At 41.2% G+C, this 19,961-nt stretch carries 19 protein-coding genes and 1 tRNA gene; 8 read left to right on the top strand and 12 right to left on the bottom strand.

Going from position 1 to position 19,961, the window contains the following annotated elements:
• The 4 genes from PY092_RS00385 to PY092_RS00370 form a co-directional block, all read right to left on the bottom strand.
• Entirely contained in the window at positions 1-4,347 is a 4,347-nt protein-coding gene (locus tag PY092_RS00385) for a CusA/CzcA family heavy metal efflux RND transporter (protein WP_275613877.1), read from the bottom strand.
• A 76-nt stretch (positions 4,348-4,423) separates the two neighbouring features.
• Complete coding sequence (locus PY092_RS00380; RefSeq protein WP_275613876.1) at positions 4,424-4,822, bottom strand: hypothetical protein; 399 nt, start codon at positions 4,820-4,822, stop codon at positions 4,424-4,426.
• Between the two features lie 126 nt (positions 4,823-4,948).
• A complete protein-coding gene (locus PY092_RS00375) occupies positions 4,949-5,425 on the bottom strand; it encodes a hypothetical protein (protein ID WP_275613875.1) in 477 nt (158 codons plus the stop codon).
• Positions 5,426-5,428: 3 nt separating this feature from the next.
• Positions 5,429-6,187: an SDR family NAD(P)-dependent oxidoreductase gene (locus PY092_RS00370; RefSeq protein WP_275613874.1), complete on the bottom strand. Its 759-nt coding sequence runs from the start codon at positions 6,185-6,187 to the stop codon at positions 5,429-5,431.
• Between the two features lie 106 nt (positions 6,188-6,293).
• Between PY092_RS00370 and PY092_RS00365 the strand changes: the two genes are divergently transcribed.
• The 3 genes from PY092_RS00365 to PY092_RS00355 are packed head-to-tail and all read left to right on the top strand — an operon-like array spanning position 6,294 to position 7,541.
• Entirely contained in the window at positions 6,294-6,737 is a 444-nt protein-coding gene (locus tag PY092_RS00365; protein WP_275613873.1) for a hypothetical protein, read from the top strand.
• Between the two features lie 2 nt (positions 6,738-6,739).
• The gene (locus PY092_RS00360) at positions 6,740-7,144 is read left to right on the top strand and encodes a DUF2141 domain-containing protein (RefSeq protein WP_275613872.1); all 405 of its coding nucleotides are present in this window, start codon (positions 6,740-6,742) and stop codon (positions 7,142-7,144) included.
• A 4-nt stretch (positions 7,145-7,148) separates the two neighbouring features.
• Positions 7,149-7,541: a DUF423 domain-containing protein gene (locus tag PY092_RS00355; RefSeq protein ID WP_275613871.1), complete on the top strand. Its 393-nt coding sequence runs from the start codon at positions 7,149-7,151 to the stop codon at positions 7,539-7,541.
• Here the strand turns inward: PY092_RS00355 and PY092_RS00350 are convergent.
• The 8 genes from PY092_RS00350 to PY092_RS00315 form a co-directional block, all read right to left on the bottom strand.
• Positions 7,538-8,251 carry a DUF4097 family beta strand repeat-containing protein gene (locus PY092_RS00350; RefSeq protein WP_275613870.1) on the bottom strand — a complete coding sequence of 238 codons (714 nt, stop codon included), beginning with the start codon at positions 8,249-8,251 and terminating at the stop codon, positions 7,538-7,540. The two genes, PY092_RS00355 and PY092_RS00350, sit on opposite strands and share 4 nt — an antisense overlap.
• 107 nt (positions 8,252-8,358) lie before the next feature.
• On the bottom strand, positions 8,359-9,111 hold the full coding sequence (locus tag PY092_RS00345) for a DUF4097 family beta strand repeat-containing protein (RefSeq protein WP_275613869.1): 753 nt from the start codon (positions 9,109-9,111) through the stop codon (positions 8,359-8,361).
• Between the two features lie 20 nt (positions 9,112-9,131).
• A complete protein-coding gene (locus PY092_RS00340; protein WP_275613868.1) occupies positions 9,132-9,917 on the bottom strand; it encodes a HEAT repeat domain-containing protein in 786 nt (261 codons plus the stop codon).
• Between the two features lie 2 nt (positions 9,918-9,919).
• Positions 9,920-10,444: an RNA polymerase sigma factor gene (locus tag PY092_RS00335; RefSeq protein ID WP_275613867.1), complete on the bottom strand. Its 525-nt coding sequence runs from the start codon at positions 10,442-10,444 to the stop codon at positions 9,920-9,922.
• A 309-nt stretch (positions 10,445-10,753) separates the two neighbouring features.
• Entirely contained in the window at positions 10,754-10,894 is a 141-nt protein-coding gene (locus tag PY092_RS00330) for a hypothetical protein (protein WP_275613866.1), read from the bottom strand.
• Between the two features lie 7 nt (positions 10,895-10,901).
• Positions 10,902-13,118 carry a ferrous iron transport protein B gene (feoB, locus tag PY092_RS00325; protein ID WP_275613865.1) on the bottom strand — a complete coding sequence of 739 codons (2,217 nt, stop codon included), beginning with the start codon at positions 13,116-13,118 and terminating at the stop codon, positions 10,902-10,904.
• Complete coding sequence (locus PY092_RS00320) at positions 13,115-13,357, bottom strand: FeoA family protein (protein WP_127136243.1); 243 nt, start codon at positions 13,355-13,357, stop codon at positions 13,115-13,117. Before PY092_RS00320 ends, feoB begins: the two co-directional genes overlap by 4 nt.
• Before the next feature lie 89 nt (positions 13,358-13,446).
• On the bottom strand, positions 13,447-14,121 hold the full coding sequence (locus tag PY092_RS00315) for an SCO family protein (protein ID WP_275614622.1): 675 nt from the start codon (positions 14,119-14,121) through the stop codon (positions 13,447-13,449).
• A 151-nt stretch (positions 14,122-14,272) separates the two neighbouring features.
• Here PY092_RS00315 and rseP point away from each other — a divergent pair, with 151 nt between their 5' ends.
• From rseP to mads2, 5 genes are all read left to right on the top strand, one after another.
• Entirely contained in the window at positions 14,273-15,622 is a 1,350-nt protein-coding gene (gene rseP, locus PY092_RS00310; protein WP_275613864.1) for an RIP metalloprotease RseP, read from the top strand.
• A 69-nt stretch (positions 15,623-15,691) separates the two neighbouring features.
• Positions 15,692-15,765, top strand: a tRNA-Asn gene (locus PY092_RS00305).
• Between the two features lie 332 nt (positions 15,766-16,097).
• Positions 16,098-17,099 (top strand): type IV toxin-antitoxin system AbiEi family antitoxin, encoded by a 1,002-nt coding sequence (locus PY092_RS00300; RefSeq protein WP_119638961.1) that lies wholly within the window; start codon positions 16,098-16,100, stop codon positions 17,097-17,099.
• Positions 17,080-17,925: a nucleotidyl transferase AbiEii/AbiGii toxin family protein gene (locus tag PY092_RS00295; protein ID WP_119638960.1), complete on the top strand. Its 846-nt coding sequence runs from the start codon at positions 17,080-17,082 to the stop codon at positions 17,923-17,925. Before PY092_RS00300 ends, PY092_RS00295 begins: the two co-directional genes overlap by 20 nt.
• Before the next feature lie 17 nt (positions 17,926-17,942).
• A complete protein-coding gene (gene mads2, locus PY092_RS00290) occupies positions 17,943-19,958 on the top strand; it encodes a methylation-associated defense system DNA methyltransferase MAD2 (protein WP_119638959.1) in 2,016 nt (671 codons plus the stop codon).
• The last annotated feature ends 3 nt before the right edge of the window (positions 19,959-19,961 follow it).

Raw genomic sequence — 19,961 nt, 5'->3', positions numbered from 1 at the left:
TTATAATGTTATTGTCAAGTAATTAATGGCGATTACGGTTTGATTGTATTGGTTGAGCACATCCAAATAATTGAGTTGGATATCGTAGGCGTTTTCCAAACTTTGTATGTATTGGAAAAAGTCGATTTCCCCGTTTTGAAAGTTACCAGAGGCCGCTTTCAAAATTTGATCGGATAAAAGACCGCCCTCGTCTTCGTAGTAGGAGAGTTCCTTGGCCTGTTGCTCCAGTTGCCCCAATAGGGTTTTATAGCGCTGGTTCATGGCCACGGTGATTTCGGTGTTCTCCATCTCCGTGATCTTGGTCTGTATTTTGGATGACTTTACTTTACTACTGTGTCCAAAGAAGAAAATCGGGATGCGAACACCCAATTGAATGCCGTACAAAGATGTTCCAAGCCCACTGTTGGTCCCTTGAAAATATTCCAGGTTGAGGTCCGGTAACAACCTGTTTTGTTCCAAGCTCTTTTGGGCATTGCTCAACTTTTGGCGGTTGTCCAAAAAGGAGGTTTCCGTTGGCAACATCCCTTGGGAATTCAGTACCCTCAACTTTTCTGGTTTTTCATCAACGATTTCCAAAGTGTCCTCGCTTTGCACCAAGCTCACTATTTGGCCGTAGGTGGTCAACATTTGTTGCTTTACCTTCGAGTAGGTGTTCGCAATCTGACGCTGCTTCGCTGTTGCGGTCACCTTTTCCAGATAATTGGTCTCACCCAGTTCAAAGCGCCTATTGGCCGCATGGGCGAATTTACTGTAAATACTATCGAGTGTACCATAAAGCATTGCTTTTTGGTTCAATGTCTGGTATTGATAGTACGCATTGCTCAGTGATTGGTACAGTTGCTTTTTTTGTATCTCATACGAAGATTTCTGTAGCTCATAATTTGATTCTTGAAGTCTGTTCTTGGCACCGTAGACCGTAGGGAATTCAAACTGTTGCTGCGCCCCAAAAACCTTGAGGGGCTCTCCGTTCAATGCCAAGTTGTTTTCGTCATACTGGTAGTAAATGGCGGTTTTATCAAATTCAAAGGCAGTTCCCTTGAGGGTTTCCGCTCGATCTACCATCAACGAACCTGCTTGGATACCTTTATTGTTCTCCAATGACAGGGTCATCAAATCTTCAAGGTCCAATTTGGTCTGAGCGAATCCCGAAGTAGTCGCTAAAAGCAATAGCAGAGTTAGTGTATTCTTGTTCATTTTCCGCTCTTTTCTTCTTTTTCCCATTCCTTGGAATTTTATGTTGTTCGCATAAGCATATAAAACAGGCAAAACCACCAAGGTCAACATGGTTGCCGTTACCAATCCACCGATGACCACGGTAGCAAGGGGTCGTTGCACTTCGGCACCGGCATTGGTGGATACTGCCATCGGCAAGAAACCTAGAGCAGCAGCGGAAGCAGTCAACAATACAGCACGTAGCCTGTCCTTGGTTCCCTGTTTGATGAGGTCTTCCATGGAATCAAAATCTTTTCCCTTGAGTTCTTTGAAGTGCTCGATCAATACAATCCCGTTCAGCACAGCAATACCGAACAGGGCGATAAACCCGATCCCGGCCGAGATACTAAAGGGCATATCCCTTAGCCAAAGCAAGAGTACGCCGCCCACTGCTGAAAGTGGAATGGCGGAGAAAATAAGCAAAGCTTCCTTTACCGAGCCGAACGCAAAATAGAGCATGATGAAGATGAGTAACAACGCAATGGGCACTGCTATCATCAATCTTGCTTTTGCATTTTGGAGGTTCTCGAATTGACCACCATAAGTAATTAGATAGCCCGGAGGCAATGTAATATTTTGATCAATCAGTAATTGCACATCGTCCACAACGGATTGCAGGTCACGGTTCCTCACATTGATCCCCACTACGATACGTCTTTGGGTATCGTCACGGGAGATTTTTGCCGCCCCTTTTTGATAGGTAATATCGGCCAACTCGCTCATGGGAATTTTTCCACCGTTGGGAATATCAACATAGAGGTTTTTCAAGTTGGAAATATCCTGCCGATTCTCAGAATCCAATCGAACGGCAAGATCAAACTGTCTTTCGCCTTCGAATACACTTCCTATGACCTTGCCAGCAAACCCCATGGAAATCATTTCATTGAGGTCGGCAATATTGAGTCCGTGACGGGCAATTTTGGCCCGATCATAGGATACGTTCATCTGTGGCAGGCCTTCCACTTTTTCGACCGTGATATCGGATGCGCCTTCCACATCTTGGATAAGGTCTTTGATCTCATTGGCCTTTCTGTTCAGTATTTCTAGGTTCTCCCCAAAAATTTTGATGGCAATATCGGCCCGTACACCCGTGATCAATTCATTGAAACGCATTTCAATGGGTTGGGTAAATTCCACCTCCATACCCGGAATCACGGACAAGGCTTCTTTGAACATATCGGCCAGTTCGTCCTTGGTTTTAGCGGAGACCCATTCATCTTTTGGTTTTAAAGTAATAATCACATCGCTTTCTTCCATCGACATGGGGTCCGTGGGCACTTCGGCGGCGCCGATACGGCTTACCACCTGTTTTACCTCTGGGAATTGGCCCAACAATATCTGTTCGATTTTTGTGGTGGTTTCCACGGTTTTCGCCAAAGAGGTCCCTGTTTTCAGCACGGGCTGAATCACAAAGTCTCCCTCATCCAAGGTGGGCACAAATTCCCCTCCCATGGAAGAGAACAATAAGACAGCGCCGACCAATAATGCAGCAGCGATGGAAAGCACCAATTTTTTACTTCTCATGGCCCATTCGATGACCGGCTCATACTGTTTGTTGATCCAGTTGACCAAACGGGTGGAAATATTCTTGGACGATTCTTTGGTGGGCTTTAAAAATAGTGATGAAGCCACAGGAACATAAGTAAAGCATAGCAGAACCGCACCCAACAAGGCAAAACTGAATGTCAGTGCCATTGGTTTGAACATTTTGCCTTCCACACCGCTAAGCGATAGAATCGGAATGAAAACAATCAAAATGATGAGCTGTCCGAATACTGCGGAGTTCATCATTTTAGTGGCTCCTTCAACGGTTATTTTATCTTTAATGGACTGGGTTTCATTTTTGCCCAAAGTGGCAATTTCCGCTTGCTTTTGGGTAATCTGGAAAGCAATATATTCCACAATGATGACCGCACCATCTATAATAATCCCGAAGTCAATCGCACCCAGGCTCAACAAGTTGGCATCGACTCCAAAAATGTTCATCAAGGTAAGGGCAAACAACAAACATAGCGGAATAACCGATGCCACCACAAGACCTGATCGCCAGTTTCCAAGCAACAATACCACCACGAAAATCACGATCAGGCAACCCAAAACCAGATTTTCGGTAACAGTAAAGGTGGTTCTTCCAATGAGTTCGCTTCGATCTAGGAATGGGTTGATGTAAACTCCTTCTGGCAGGGATTTCGAGATGGCAGCAACTCGTTTCTTGACAGCATCGATTACCCTTTTGGAGTCGGCATCCTTGAGCATCATGATCTGGCCGAGCACTTTTTCTCCCTCTCCATTACCTGTTATGGCTCCAAAACGAGGCGCACTGCCAAAACCGACTTTCGCCACATCTTTAATATAGATAGGAATGCCGTTTCGGTTGGTCACAACGATGTTTTCGATGTCCTTTAAGCTACCTACCAAACCTTCGCCCCTTACAAAGTAAGCTTGGTTTACTTTTTCGATATATCCACCCCCAGTTACGCTGTTGTTGTTCTCCAGTGCGGTAAAAACTTCTTTTGCGGTAATGTTAAAGGCGTTCAGTTTTTGGGTCTGGATGGCTACCTCGTATTGTTTAAGGTAGCCACCCCATGTGTTCACTTCCACTACGCCAGGTATTCCCGAAAGTTGACGCTTCACAATCCAATCCTGGATGGTTCTGAGCTCCGTGGAGGTGTATTGATCCTTGTATTCGGGTTCAACATCGAGAATGTATTGATAAATCTCACCCAAACCTGTGGTTATGGGTCCCATTTCCGGGCTTCCGAATCCTTCAGGTATCCGGCTTGATGCTGATTTTATTTTTTCAGCGATAAGCTGCCGGGGCAGAAAGGTGCCCATATCGTCCTCGAAGACGATGGTTACCACTGATAGCCCAAACTTGGACACCGACCGGATTTCCTTGACCCCGGGAAGGTTGGCCATTTCAAGTTCCACAGGATAAGTGACAAACTTTTCCATGTCTTGAGTTGACAAGCTATTGGAAGTGGTCAACACCTGTACTTGGTTGTTGGTTACATCGGGTACCGCCCCAATGGGTATTTGTGATAGTGAGTATAGACCCACTACGGCTATAGTTGCTGTAAAGAGAAGAACAATGAACTTGTTCCTTATACTAAAGTTGATGATTTTTGAAAACATGATTCATAGAAAATAATAGCATTATTAAATGGAATAAGGCTTGATGAAGTGTTCAGCAAAGCTGAAATACTATGAATTACGCATGTTTTGGTGGTTGAAAAGGATCATCTCCCCAAATATGCGAGTAAGACATTTCGTAGTGAAAATTATCTTTGGTAGCTACAGGTATTTCGGAACGTGAGTTGATAAAACTATCTGTGTTAAGCACAAAAACCAGAAGCTGTGCACATTGGGTCTGATGCTGAAAAGGTAGTTTCTCGTGTTCTTTCTGTTCTTCTTGGTGTTTTTCGCTGTGTGAAGCTTTGAGTTCCCCGTAGTGTTTGGAAACAAAAACCATAAAGCCATCACCATATTCCTCGCTGTGGAATTGGTAATGCTCTATCAATTGCCCAAGCTCTACCAAATCATTAAAGTGGATATTGGCTCCTTGCAGCAAAATGATAAGGGAAATCCCTATGGAAACTATCTTATTCATCCCGACGATGATAAAATTACGAATTAAACATCGTCGGGTAAATAGCTGACAACTAATTTAGAATGAGTCTGATTCTTAATGCATTGTTGCTTTGACGATGAAAAAAAGGCTTCTTGTTGAAAATGTTCATTGGTCCAATTCCTCCAGAATCATACTATAATCGTGTTGCAGATCTTCATGGAGCAATGGAATTTTCTTTTTGATGTAATCCAATTGCCGGTTGTATAGATTTATGAGGGTAACATTTCTTTTGATGGAAGGGCGAAAGGATTTTAACTTCTCACAAAAATAGAGCAGCAGTTCCACCTCGGTAGCTTTGTTGCCCGAATAGCGAATATATTTTTTGATGGTTCGAAGTATTTTCCGAACACTTTTTTTGATGTAGAAATAACTATTGACATTGATGTCTTCGAACATGGCATCAATCTCTTCCTTTACGGTGTCGATGTAGCCTTCCTCACTGTCGGATTCAAAGAGCAAATAGGTAAGGAGTTCTTTGTTCTCTTTTTTGAATCTGGCCAAACGCAGGCAAAACTGCATCAATTCGTCTTGCGATTTGAACTGGAGTTCTTTTTTGAGTTGTGCAACGTTAGCGGCTTTCATAAATCAACTTCTTAAATATGAGGCTCCGTTCACATCGATTATGGTTCCTGAAGCATAGGCAGCTTCAGAAGATGCCAAGAACAAAATAGCATGGGCGACTTCTTCAGGTTGGGCCATTCGCTTGAACGGGGATTCGCGGAGCAGATTCTCGCGTTCTGCGGGGGTCAGGGTTTCTTTGGCCATTTCGGTTTCGGTAAATCCGGGGGCGACCACACTAACATAAATGTTGTGTGGCGCGAGTTTTTTGGCAAGGGATTGACTCATGGAGTTCAAGGCAGCTTTGCTGGCCCCGTATGCTGGTTTGGTGGGCTCTCCTCGAAAAGCACCACGAGAGGATACGTTTACGATATGACCGCCTCCGGTTTTCATCATGGCTTTTGCGCCCCAATAGCAGAGATTGGCTGCGGCAAACAGATTGGTCTCAAAGGTTTTTTCCCAAGCGTCGGTCCAATGGTCAAAATCCACCTTGTCAATTTCATGGAAAATGGAAATCCCCGCATTGTTGACCAATACATCAAGCTGACCGAATTCCTTCACAAAATCATTGATCAAGGCTTCGGTTTCTGCCTTTTGGGAAATATCCCTTTTAAAAAGGCAATGTCCTTCCCCGGGCATTTCTGCCAAGGTGTTATGGGCCACTTCCTCGTTACTTCGATAATTCAACCCCACTTTGGCCCCTTTTTTTGCAAAGGCAAGCGCCGTAGCTTTCCCAATGCCGCGTGAGGCACCTGTGACCAATACATTTTTATTGGTAAAATCCATAGAATAATTCTTAATGCCTCAAATATACTAGGATTGTATGTTCTTGACCCTTAAAATGAATTGCACTACCTTTAAATCATGCCAAATATTACCTGAATAATAGAAAATGAGCAAAAGAAAAAGACATTGGTTGTGGAATGTTTTGATTGTCCTGACCTTGGTATTGTGTGTTCTTACCTTTGTGGAACATTATAAAAATTGGCACAAGATAGAGGAAGGAAACTTGAAAATCTTCTCGGGGATATACTATCAAAAAATACCATTGTCCGAACTGGACAGTGTACTTTTTGTGGAAAAACTGCCCGAAATGGAACGTTCCAGCGGATTTTCTTGGATGGAAAAGGAAAAAGGGGTTTTCAACGATTCCATTACCAATGCCAAAGTGTACGTTTTTGTGGACGACCTCTATCAACAAAAAATAAAAGTGGTGCACCACGATTCCCTTAAAATGTATGTAAACCTTCGGGACAGCCTCAAAACCGAGGAATTATTCGCAATTTTGCAGACCGAGTTGATGAATCAGAAGGAAACTGCCAAAGGAGTCCAATGAGTATGAAAGGATTTTATTATTTACTGCTGTTGCCCACTTTTGGCTTTTCTCAAAACACATTGTCCATTCAAGTAAACAATGTACAATCCACAAATGGAAAAGTGAATGTTGCGGTTTATGATTCGGACGAATCTTTTTTGTCTTTTGACCATGTGTTGAAAACGGATAGTGTTGCGGCGAACGAAGGAAGTGTTGTTTTGAGTATACCAGACCTTCCGGCAGGGGAATATGCCCTGGCCGTGTTCCATGATGAAAATGATAATGGCAAGTTGGATACCAATTGGTTGGGAATTCCGAAAGAGAAAGTAGCCTTTTCCAAGGGCAAGATGAAGACTTTTGGTCCGCCCAAGTTCAGGGAATGTACCTTTACAATGAGCACGGACCACGAAATACACATTGATCTGTAGTAGTATGGAAACAATTTTTATGGCCCAGTTGATGGGCGCACTATACGGACTTTTAGCTGTGATTTTTGGAGCATTTGGTGCCCATGCGCTAAAAAAGAAATTGACCCCCGAACTACTGCAAAGTTTTGAGACAGGGGTCAAATATCAAATGTATCACGCTATCGTGCTTTTGGTCTTGGGGTTTAATCTAAGTTTTGATCAACCGCTGGATTCTTGGATAGTCAACTGCTTTATCTTTGGAACCCTATTGTTTTCCTTTAGTATTTATGCCCTTTGTTTGGGGGCGGCGAAAGACAGTAAACCTAGGTTTTTGGGCCCTGTTACCCCACTTGGGGGACTACTTTTGGTAGCGGGTTGGGCCCTATTGCTCTATTCCCTTGTTTCCAATTTGATCTAAAGGCGCAGGTACATATTGCCGTTTATGGTATTCAATTTTAGGCGGTGGGCTGCATTGTCGAACCTTCCTTCGACCTTTTGTCCAACATAACGATCGGATACGGTCAGTTCCATATTTTCATCTGCGTAAATATTGCCATGGATGGTCTCAGCGATCAATCTGGAATTCTTCATTACCAAATCTATTTCCCCATTGATGGTTTGTAGATCCATGTCCCCATTATATTTTGCGATGTCAATATCCCCATTGATCAACTCAGCGGTAAAATCCCCTTCGATGATGTCCGATGAAAGGTCACCGTTAATGCTGCTCACTTTGAACGTGGCTCCTTTGGGAACATAAAGTACATAGTTAAATTCGTAGGTGTCATTTTCCATAAATCCCTGGTTCTTTGAATTTGGATGGGTTTTATCCCATTCATCTTGAAATGCCTTGAAAACTGGTATAGCATCCTCCGAGATATTAATGACTGATGAACTTTCATTAATGTCGAGCTCGTAAAGCTCAATGAATTTCCCGTTTTTGATTTCAATATCTGCCTTGAAATAAACCGTGGATTTATCCCAAGTCTTAATCTCGATATCCTTGGCGAATTTTACTTCCAGGTCAATGGATTGCCCGGAATAGTTAAAGTTCTTTTCAATGATTTTCTGTGCACTCAAGCTCAACGTGGCCAACCCTACGAATGCGGTAATGATGAATTTTTTCATGATTATTCGATTTTTGATTTTAATATTTAATTGATGTTTTGTCATCCTGAGCGTAGTCGAAGGATGGGTAAAAAACATCTCGACTGCGCTCGATGTGACAGCGTAATTTATTTTTTTCTGAGATACATATTTCCGTTGGTGGATTTCATGGAGATTTTTACGCCACCTCCGTTGATGGAGGCTTTAATGTTCCTTCCCAATACAGATTTTAATCCATCCTTGTCCTCGGCTTTTACCTCAAAGTCGGTGTACACATTGCCATTGAGTGTGCTCAAAGCTAGATTGGCCGGTGTGTTCGAGGGTAGGCTTACATCCACCGCTCCATTGGTGGAATAAAGGGAGATAGGGGAATCTTGTTTCACTTTTCCGAACACTACTTCCAGTTGACCATTCAACGAATTGGCCGTAACAGGTCCGTTTACATTGTGTATTTTTATGCCACCGTTAAGTTGGGCATCTGCCTCAATTTCGCCAGAAAATCCATCGATTTCTATATCACCGTTCCATGTGCTTTTTACCGCAATATTTTGTGAAGCGGGGAGATGGATTTCAGCACCTTTGCTTTTTCTTAAATTGTATACAATCAAAGTGTTGCCATCCTGTACTACGGAAAAACCAACGTTGGTATTGTCCGTACCACCTTCGCCGACCAATTTTAGTCCTTTGGCACGTTCTGGTGTTTTTATTTCTGGGCCCGATTTGATCAACAGTTCATTGGAGCTATGTGTTTTTATCACAATGTCTGTTTTGGATTCGATTTTTACCCATTGGATTCCATTTAGGGATTTGGTGTAATCGTTTTGTGCTTTGGCAATGGTGGCTACAAATAGAGCCATTAGAATAAATGTGAATTTTCTCATGATTTTCGCTTTTTTGATGTTTATGTTATACTTGGCAATACTGCCCTGATTTGATCTTTGATAAAGGGTTGAGTATCTTCTTTTTCCAATAATTTTTTCATGGGTTCGGCGGCTTTCTTCTCTTGGATCTGTACCAAGGCTTGAATAATGGCCACTTGGATACTTGGGTTTTTTTCTTGTTCCAAGGCTTCTATATAAGTGTTTTTTACTGTTTCGGAGGAAGTGAACTTGGCCAATGCCTCAAAGGCGGTCATCCGAACATTGTCATTTTCATCATAGAGCAATCGGTTGGCAAGTGCTTGGATAATGGCGGCATCGGGCTGCTCAAACTCTTCAATATAATTTACTCCTTGAATACGTTTGCTCGCCGATTGGTTCTCCATCAACGATAGCATGGCCGTTTGCTTCATCTGATTGGTCTCGTCCTGAAGCTGTGCAATGTCCTCGTTCGCTTTTCGCTGTTGAAAAAGACTTCCCATCTGGAAAGCTGCAACCAAAAGTGCAATGCTTGCTGCGATTTTTAGCACATTGCTCGTCCAATTGGCAGAAGGTTTTGATTCCATTTGAACCACCTTGCCTTGATTGTTCTTTTCTTGTTCTAGGGCCGCTTCAAACTTGGTTTTAAGCCTGTTCGAGGGTGTTGGAACTTCTTCTTCAAATACATTGAAAAAGGTTTTCATCTCTTCCAATTCCTTTTGACAATCGGTACATTGTTCTACGTGTTTTTCGAATGCGGCTCTGTCCGACTTGCTCAAATTGCCATCCAGATAGTCCGGTATTTGGTCAAAAACATGATTCTTTTCCATGGCTATATACTTTCTAAATAGATATTCTTCAATTTTTTTAAAATCCTGCACACTCTGGTTTTTACGGCTCCAGGGGTACTCCCCATGATTTCTGCCAGGTCATCGTACTTGATTTCCTTATATCGGTTCAATATCACGAGTTCCCTATCATACGGATCAAGTTGGCTCAGGGCATATTGTAGGTGGGCGTTGTTCTCGCTCACATCGTTTTCCTCCTCCACGGCTTTATATGCCAAAACTTCCATATCGTCATGGGATTTATGGTTTCTTGTGTAGTGCGTTTTAAGGCTATTGCGAGCTATTGTAAACATCCACGACAAGAAGACCCCATTGTTGTATGAGTTCCGATACTTAATCAGTTTGTAAAAAACATCTTGTGTAAGATCTTCGGCCAACATTTGATCGCCCGACATTTTGTATAGAAAATTATATACGTGCTTGTGGTGTCGGTCAAAAAGTTCCTTGAGCAAATCCAGGTTTCCCTCGGATACTTTTTGCATGATCATTTCATCTGAAAGCGTTTCCAAATGCTGTTTTTTAGTTGGTGTTTAACTTATATAGTCAGGAAATTAGGAAAGGTTACACCAATAACAGAAAAAAATTTAGGATAGGTAACCAAAAGAAGCGTCAGTTTGAGTTTTTTCTATGAAAAAGTATCGAGAACAAGCTCATGGTGGTATGTGATTCTCGATACGATCTTTTTTCGTTCCACTCATAAAGATTACTCGAATTGACAAAAAAATACGGGGATGTCACCTCGAGCGCAGTCAAGAGGTTAACAGAATGAAAAGGCAAGATCTTGATTGGACTCGACCTGGCGTTCAGATTAGGATGTTTTAACTACAACCGCAATTGTCACTCCCGCAGGAATTGGAGTTGTCGTTCCCTTTGAAGAACGATTTGGGCAGCAAGAATTTCCACACCAAATAGCCTGCAGCGATAATCAATGTTCCGTATGCCAAAAGTTGTTGAATCATTTTTGGATTAAATTAGGATTTGGTAGGCTATCAAAGCAATAATATACGCAAAAACACTCATAAAGCCCAATTGAATCATGGGCCATTTCCAAGAGTTGGTCTCTCTTTTTACAATGGCGAGGGTACTCATACATTGCATGGCAAATGCATAAAACAACATCAAAGAAATACCAGAGGCCAAATTGAACAAAGGTTTGCCAGAATCATCTAGTTCTGCCGCCATTCGGTTCTTGATTGTTTCCTCTTCGTCACTGCCCACACTGTATATGGTGGCCAAGGTTCCTACAAAGACTTCACGGGCGGCAAAGGAGGTCAATACCGCAATTCCAATTTTCCAATCGTAGCCCAATGGTTTTACAATGGGTTCAAAGGCCTTTCCAGCTTGCCCAATGTAGGAGTGTTTCAATTTGTAACTGGCGATTTCCTGGGCAACGGCTCGCTCTGAAAGTTCTGTAGTCAACACTTGAATGGAATCTTGGAGAGCACTTGGAGACATACCTTCGGCTTCCACAGATTCTCGGTAGGATGCTACATTGTTTTGGATATAGTTTTTACTGTAGATGCTCAGTCCTTCATTTTCGATACGCTCGGTTACAATACGGTCGGCATCCTGAAAGTCTTCGGAATACCCGTTGGATCCCAAGAACCACAATACAATGGAAATGGCCAAAATGATCTTACCGGCACCTAGAACAAAACTTTTAGTCTTTTCGATGACCGTATAAACAACGTTTTTCAACAATGGTAGGCGATAGGTGGGCATTTCTACCATAAAAATGGAGCGGCTCTTTATTTTAAGAATCTTGTTCAATACCATGGCCGAGAGTAGTGCCATTCCAAATCCGATAAGGTACAAGAGCATCAAGGTCAAAGCTTGGTAGCTAAGTCCCAAAACAGTTCCTTCGGGAATCACCAATGCAATCAAAATGAGATAGACTGGCAATCTCGCAGAACAAGTGGTGAACGGTGTTACCAAAATGGTAATGAGCCTTTCCTTCCAGTTTTCAATGGTACGTGTGGCCATAATAGCAGGAATGGCACAAGCGTTTCCGGAAATCAATGGGACAACACTTTTTCCGCTCAATCCAAAAGGGCGCATAAGGCGGTCCATTAAGAAGACCACGCGACTCATATATCCTGATTCTTCCAATAGGGAAATAAACAGGAACAAAAAGGCAATCTGAGGAATAAAAATGACGATCCCACCGATACCGGCAATGATGCCTTCCGCAAGTAAGTCCGTAAAAACCCCGGGCGGCAATGTATTTTTGATCCATTCCGCTGCCATGGCAAATTGCTCATCGATAAAATCCATGGGATAGCCACTCCAATCGAAAATGGCCTGAAAAATCAATAGCAATATGGCAAAGAAGATAAGGTAACCAAAGATTTTGTGAGTAAGAATCTTGTCGAGTGAAGCTCGTAGACCTTTGGCGGCCATAAAATCAACCTTATAGGTTTCTTTTAGGATATTGTTGATGAGCTGATATCTCAGTACGGTTTCTTTATGTTGTAATTTTTTGAGGTCGTCCTTGGACTTGGTGGAAAAATCGGTGGCATCCTGAATGCGTTTTTTCTCGATGGGCATAAAGTTCACGTCTTGCGTGATGACCAACCATAATTTGTAGAGGTCTTCCTGAGGGAATGTCTTTTTAAGGCGGTCAAAATATTCAGGGGAAATTCTGGTCGGGTCCAAGATGGGCCTGGAAGAAATACTTTTGTAGTCGGCAATCAGTTCTTTGATGCGTTCGATACCCGTATTTTTCCGTGTACTGACCAGGGCAATTTTGGTGTCAAACTTTTTTTCCATGGCCTCCACATCCAGTGAAATCCCTTTACGGTCCATTCTATCGGCCATGTTCACTACCAAGATGGTAGGAATCTTTAGGTCTTTGATCTGAGTAAATAGGAGAAGGTTCCTTTTCAGGTTTTCCACATCACTGATCACTACGGCCACATCGGGATAGTCCTTATCGTTTTTGTTGAGCAACAATTCCACTACCAGGCTTTCGTCCAAAGAGGTGGTATTTAAACTGTAGGTCCCAGGAAGGTCAAGGATATGGGCTTTTACTCCCCTTGGGAGCTTGCAGACACCTTCTTTTTTCTCGACAGTGATTCCGGGATAGTTCCCGACTTTTTGCTTGAGTCCGGTAAGTTGGTTGAAAACCGAGGTTTTTCCTGTATTGGGGTTCCCGATTAGGGCTACATTGATGTTTTTGCTCATTTGGCCTGCGTTTCTTCAATAATTTCAAGCTCTATGAGTTCTGCCAAAGACCTTCTTATTGCCAAATGACTTCCACTGAGGTTGATGTATATGGGGTCGTTCAAGGGTGCGATTTGCAAAAGCTCCACACTATTGCCGGGAAGACACCCCAGCTCCAATAATTTGATGGGAAGGATGTGTTCGGTAAAATCCTTTATAATCCCTTTTTGTCCATATCGTAAATCTGCAACGGTCGCCACTGTTCTTATTTAGAATAAATTTAAGTAAGAGCAAAAATAAGTAAAAAAGGGAAACTACAAGGCGTAATCATGGTAAAAGGTACAAGCAGTTACTCTTGGTAACTGGCTTCAAGTATTTTGATGTCCGCCAAAAGCTTGTCTATATCTTCACGATTGGTGCCATCATAAAAACCTCTAATCCGTTTTTCCTTGTCCACCAGTATGAAGTTTTCGGTATGGATCATGTCAAAAGGACCTCCGTCTCCATCATTCTTAACGGCCAGATAGGATTTTCTGGCCAGCTCATAGATCTGTTTTTTATCCCCGGTCACTAAATTCCATTTGCTGTCTATAACGCCTTTTTCCAAGGCATATCTTTTTAATTGGGCCACGGTATCTATTTGAGGCGTGACCGAATGGGAAAGCAGCATGATATTCGGGTCGTCCTTAATGGCTTCTTGTATCTCGCCCATGTTCTTGGTCATGATCGGGCAAATGGTAAGGCAGGTGGTAAAAAAGAAATCGGCCACATAAATCTTGTCCTTGTAATTTTCTTGGGTAATGGTATCCCCATTTTGGTTCACTAATGCAAAATCGGCCACTTTGTGGTATTTCTTGGTGTAGTGCAGTGTGCTGTCCACTAAAGATTTGTCCACCATGGATGGCTGGTAGACCGGAAGCATTTTTTTGGGTTGCAATGCATTGTAAAACAGGTAAACGATGACCGCCGAAAGTGCCAACATTACAATTCCGAACAGTTTGTATTTTGCAAAGAATGATGCCATGGTTACAAAATTACGTTCCAAATGGTTATTCCTCAAGGATAAAGCGGTTTATTCTTGCTAAATCTTTCTTAAATCATAAGGGGATTAAAATTGTGGTTTTTTTATCATTTCCTAAAAGGTTACTTTTGTGCGTTTTAACAAAAGATAACGGATGACCCCTATAGTAATAAAGACCATACAATTCTTTCTGAGCTTATCGCTCCTCATCGTGCTTCATGAGTTGGGACACTTTATCCCTGCGAAGATTTTTAAAACCAGGGTGGAGAAGTTTTATCTGTTTTTTGATGTGAAATTTTCCCTCTTCAAAAAGAAGATCGGGGAGACTGTTTATGGCATTGGTTGGTTGCCTTTGGGCGGATATGTGAAAATATCCGGAATGATTGATGAGAGCATGGATAAGGAGCAGATGAAGGAGGAACCAAAACCATGGGAGTTTCGGAGCAAGCCGGCTTGGCAACGTTTGATCATAATGCTCGGGGGGGTGACCGTCAACTTTATTTTGGCCGTGGTCATTTTCATTGGGTTGGTTTTTACCTATGGTGAAGAATATATTGCCAACGATAGCCTAAAAGATGGAATTTGGGTAACAGAGAAAAGTTTGGGGGATGAATTGGGGGTACGGACCGGAGACAAAATTTTGTCGGTAGATGGTAAAAAGGTGGAGGCTTTGCAGCAGGTGCTTCCCGAAATGATTTACGGAGAAAGGTACACAATTGAAAGAAACGGACAGGTTATTGAAAAAACAATTCCGGTCGATTTTATAGAAACTTTGTCCAAGGATAAGGAAAAGGCGCGCTTTATTTACTATAGGGTTCCATTTGTGATTAGCGCAGTTCCCAAAAAATCTCCGAATATAGATAGTGGTCTTGAAAAAGGCGATGCAGTTGTTGAAATGGCGGGTAAGCCAGTAGAATACAAAGATCAGGTGATTCCGATTTTAGAAGCCAATAAAGGTGGTACGGTGCCTGTAAAGGTAGAGCGCAACGGTAAATTAATTGATTTAACTTTAAATGTGTCGGAAGAGGCTGCATTGGGTGTTGCTTTGGGGATGAGCCCAGAAGAACTCAAAGAAGCTGGCTATTTTGAGCAAAAAACGTTAAAATACAGCTTTTGGGAATCAATTCCCGCTGGATGGAACAAAGGGGTAAAGACGCTTTCGGACTACATTAGGGGGATGAAGAAGATCTTTAACCCAGATACGGGTGCCTATAAGGAAGTGGGTGGTTTTGCCGCTATTGGAGGTATGTTCCCCGATACATGGAACTGGCCTGCGTTTTGGGCCACTACTGCGTTTATATCCATTATTTTGGCCTTTATGAACATTTTACCCATACCAGCTTTGGATGGAGGACACGTCATGTTCCTGCTGTACGAAATGGTTACGGGACGCAAACCGAGCGACAAGTTTTTGGAGTACGCCCAAATGATCGGCTTCTTTATTTTGATAGCTTTATTGCTGTTTGCCAACGGTAATGATTTATATAAATGGCTTTTTAAATAGAAAAGCAATTTTTTTGTTTGTGGTGTAAAAAAGAATCCATTATATTTGCACCCGCTTAAGGTAAAATATTCCTCCTTAGCTCAGTTGGTTAGAGCATCTGACTGTTAATCAGAGGGTCCTTGGTTCGAGCCCAAGAGGGGGAGCGTTAAAATCAGGCAGTTACATGAAAATGTAGCTGCCTTTTTTATTTAGTGGCGTGCTTTTGGCGTGCCTTTTTTAATATAGTATCTATCTATATTGGTTCAAAATTTATGTCAAATACAAGCTCATTAGTAACTCCCTTACGAGTTTAAAGCAGCTTTCAAACACCTTCAATTCAAAATCTTGATTGTATTGAAGGTGTTTGAAAGCAAGAAATCTTAATGTTGGATACATTAATATTATTGTAAAGGAATATTTTGTAATTAACATAGTGTTCATTATATTTGAATGTTCATTGTCGCTGAACAAATAAAAATAATGAACAAAAAAAGCTATGTATCGTAATAATGACTTCATATATGAAGCTACTTCTAAGCTTGAGCAGCTTATAAATATTCCCATAGAAATAGATAGTAGCCGTCAAAATTATGACGCTCTACTACGAATCAAAAACGAGCAGTTTGTCGTCGAAGCAAAATCTGCTGTTAGAACTTCTAATCAAGGCCTAGTATTATCTCAATTACAGGAGATGAAAAATAGTAACAGTAGGCCTGTTATTTTAATTGCCGAGTATATTTCTAAAATGGCCGCAAAGGAATTGAAGGAACGTCTTATCAATTATATAGATGTAGCTGGCAATGCCTTCATTAAACATAATGATTTAGTAATATATATTGAAGGACAGAAAAAACCAAAAAGAGAAAAAACAAATCAATCTCGTGCTTTTCAAGAGGCTGGTTTAAAGATACTTTTTCATCTTTTGTCTAAGCCTGAACATCTTCAAGATTCTTATAGAAAAATAGCGGAAAAGGCAGATGTCTCTATCGGCTCAGTAAGTAATGTTATGGCAGAGCTTGAAGACTTAAACTTCCTTCTAAAAACCAATGAAAAACGAGTTCTTAAGAACACAACTGAACTCTTAGAACGTTGGCTTGTCGAGTTCAACTCTGTGCTTAGGCCACGAATTATAAGAAAACGCATGCGTTTTATGGATTCAGACTATGTTCAAAATTGGCGAAATATAGATACACAATCTAATCTTGGTACAATTCTTTGGGGTGGCGAACCTGGTGGTGCAATCCTTACCGATAACCTAAGACCAGAACACTTTACTCTTTTTACTGACCTAGAACTATCAGAATTGGCTAAAGTGCTTCGATTAGTGCCAAGTGAAAATGGGGAAATTGAAGTACTACAAAAATTTTGGAAGAATGATTTTGATGACACTAGAGTAGCCCCTGCGCTTTTGATATATACTGATTTGATTAATAGCGGTTACGGCAGAAACATAGAGATGGCAAAACAAATACTAGAGAATGAGTTACAATATATCTAGTAGTAGGTTTACTCATCCGCTATTAAAGCCCATTTTATTGGAGCTTACAGAGTATTTCAAGGAAGCGGGAATTTCCTTTTTCGTCATAGGTGCTACAGCTAGGGATATCATCATGGAATTGCATAATGAAAAATCTGGACGCTTAACACATGATCTTGATATTGCGATTACAGTCAATGATTGGGAACAATGGAAAAAAGTTGAAGAGGAAATTATAAGTCTTGAAAATTTTACCAAGGACGAGAACCAAAAACAACGCTTTATCTACAAGGGTAAGTTTCAATTGGATATTGTGCCTTTCGGAGAAATAATGAAACAGGATAGTAGGATATTCTGGCCACCCGAAGAGGAGTTTGCTATGTCGGTCTTAGGATTTTCGGCCGCCGATGAAGCAGCTTTATCTGTTAGTATCGATGAAGAGACTGATATCAAAATTGCTACCCTCAGTGGCATTTTTTTATTGAAAATAGCGGCATGGAAAGACCGAAATCATAAAAACAACAAGGATGCCGATGATATGGGATTCATATTAGAAAACTATCTCAATATTAATTCAGAACGAGCTGCTATGGAACACTATGATGAAATTTATGGAGCTGAACCTTTTTCAATAATTACCGGCGGCGCAACTCTCATAGGAAAGGATATCAATGAACTGCTCAAAACCCATCAAAAAACCAAAGCTTCCATAGTTGAAATATTAACTACTGAAAATAATAAAAAGGAAGACAGTAAACTGATCAATCAAATAATAGAAACCCACAAGGCATTCTCGTTTGAAGAAGTGCTAAATAGTATAGAAAATATAATCAACCAACTTAACTAAACACAACTATTATTTATATGGCCACAGCTATAAAAGGTAAAGAAGAAGTAGTATTAGAAGATAATGAGCTTGTTTGCATACTTACGGGAGAAGTAAAGAAAATTAAGGCTCAAGAAAGCAATTTGCAATCTGTAATCCTAATGCTTAATGAAGAATATGGATTCGACCTAGATGATATGGAGCGTAATTTTACCATTGAATACGAAGATCCAGATACTGGTCGAACTAAAAAACAAAAGGTAGATTTAACCATTTTTGAAAAGGACAAACCACACGAACAAGATTTTATTATTCGCATGTGCGTAGTACAAGATGATAAGGTTAAGGAAACCGATAAGAAAAAAGGTCTTGCTGCTACTTTGGAGAATGCAATGGGTGCGGTTAATAATTGTGAGTTTGGTCTTTGGGCAAATGGCTCTAGCTATCATTTTCTACAAAAGGAAGATGATGGAATTGGCTTCGATTTTGAATTTACAGATTTATCGGACTTTCCGGGAGAAGGAGAAACCTTAGAAGATTTAGATCGCGCAGATCGCTCGCATACACGCACGCCAGCAAATGACTCTTTGATTAAAGTATTCAAACGTTCTCATGATTATATTTATGGAAATGAAGGTCGAAAAAAAGATGCCTTTTGGCAATTGCTCAACCTAATTTTCTGTAAAATCTACGATGAGAAGCGCAGATTTATGGAGTTACCGGATGGCGAAAGCTACCGTCGTAAATTTTGGGTAGGTGTCAAAGAACAGAACTCCGAAGAAGGTCGTAGAGCCGTTGCAAAAAGAATTAAGGGCCTTTTTGAAGAACTTAAGAACGATAATCTGTTTTCGGAAGTATTCCAAGGAAACGAAAGTATCGACCTTACAGATAAGGGTCTAGCCTTTATTGCAGGAGGACTTTCAAAATATTCTTTCCTAGATGCTTCCGTAGATGTAAAGGGTCTAGCCTATGAAACTATAGTAAGTAATACGCTAAAACAAGAGGCAGGGCAATTCTTTACACCACGTAACATTGTGAAATTTATGGTACAAATGCTTGACCCTAAAGAGCACCATCGTGTATTGGATCCTGCTTGTGGTTCCGGAGGTTTTCTGGTAATGGTTCTTGATCACGTGCGCCAACAGATTACAAAATATATGTATCCAGAATTAGAAGGGCCTTTGCTAGAAGAAAAATATAATTCGGTAGAAGTGAACGAGCGCGTTCGAACCTATGCAGAGCGTAGTATTTTTGGATTTGATTTCGACCCGGACCTGAAGAAAGCAGCGCGGATGAACATGGTTATGGGAGGTGATGGCCACGCCAACATTTTTCACGTGAACTCACTTGCTTATCCGCTATGGGAGCACCCCGCAGAGGTTGAAAAAATAAACCGCACGATAGAAGAGAGTATCCGAGCTATGCAGGATATTGAAAATGTATATACTACCGATGCCCGTGGAAAGTTTGATATGGTTTTTACCAATCCACCATTTGGTGCCAAAGTAAAGGTCGAAACGGAAATTGCTTCGCGCTATTATTTGAGCCAGTATAGTAGTGCGCCAGAAGTTTTGTTTATTGAGGCTTGTTATAATCTTCTAAAAGAGGGTGGTAGAATGGCAATTGTTTTGCCCGATGGTATTTTGGGAAATCCCAACATGCAAGGTGTGCGTGAGTGGGTTTTAGATCGCTTTAAAATTCTTGCATCAATCGATCTTCCAGTAGAAGCCTTTTTGCCACAGGTTGGAGTCCAATCTTCACTTTTATTCCTTGAGAAGAAAACTGAAGAGCAGAGGCAATTGGCGCAGGGAAAAGGAGAAGATTATCACATTTTTATGGCAATTGCAGAAAAATTGGGTAAAGATCGTAGAGGCAGTCCAATATATTTAAAAGATGAAGATGGAGCTGAATTAATCTTTAATACCGAAACTAAATATTTGACCAAAAAGAAAAACGGAGAAAAAATTCTTAAAATTAGAAAGGAGAAGGTCAAGCAAATTGATGATGATCTTAAAGGAATTCTCATCGCTTATCGCGATTTTTTAAATAGATAAATT

Origin of the sequence: Flagellimonas yonaguniensis (genome assembly GCF_029193885.1) — a bacterium.
Classification (GTDB): Bacteria; Bacteroidota; Bacteroidia; order Flavobacteriales; family Flavobacteriaceae; genus Flagellimonas; species Flagellimonas yonaguniensis.
This window is presented reverse-complemented; position numbering and strand designations above follow the sequence as displayed.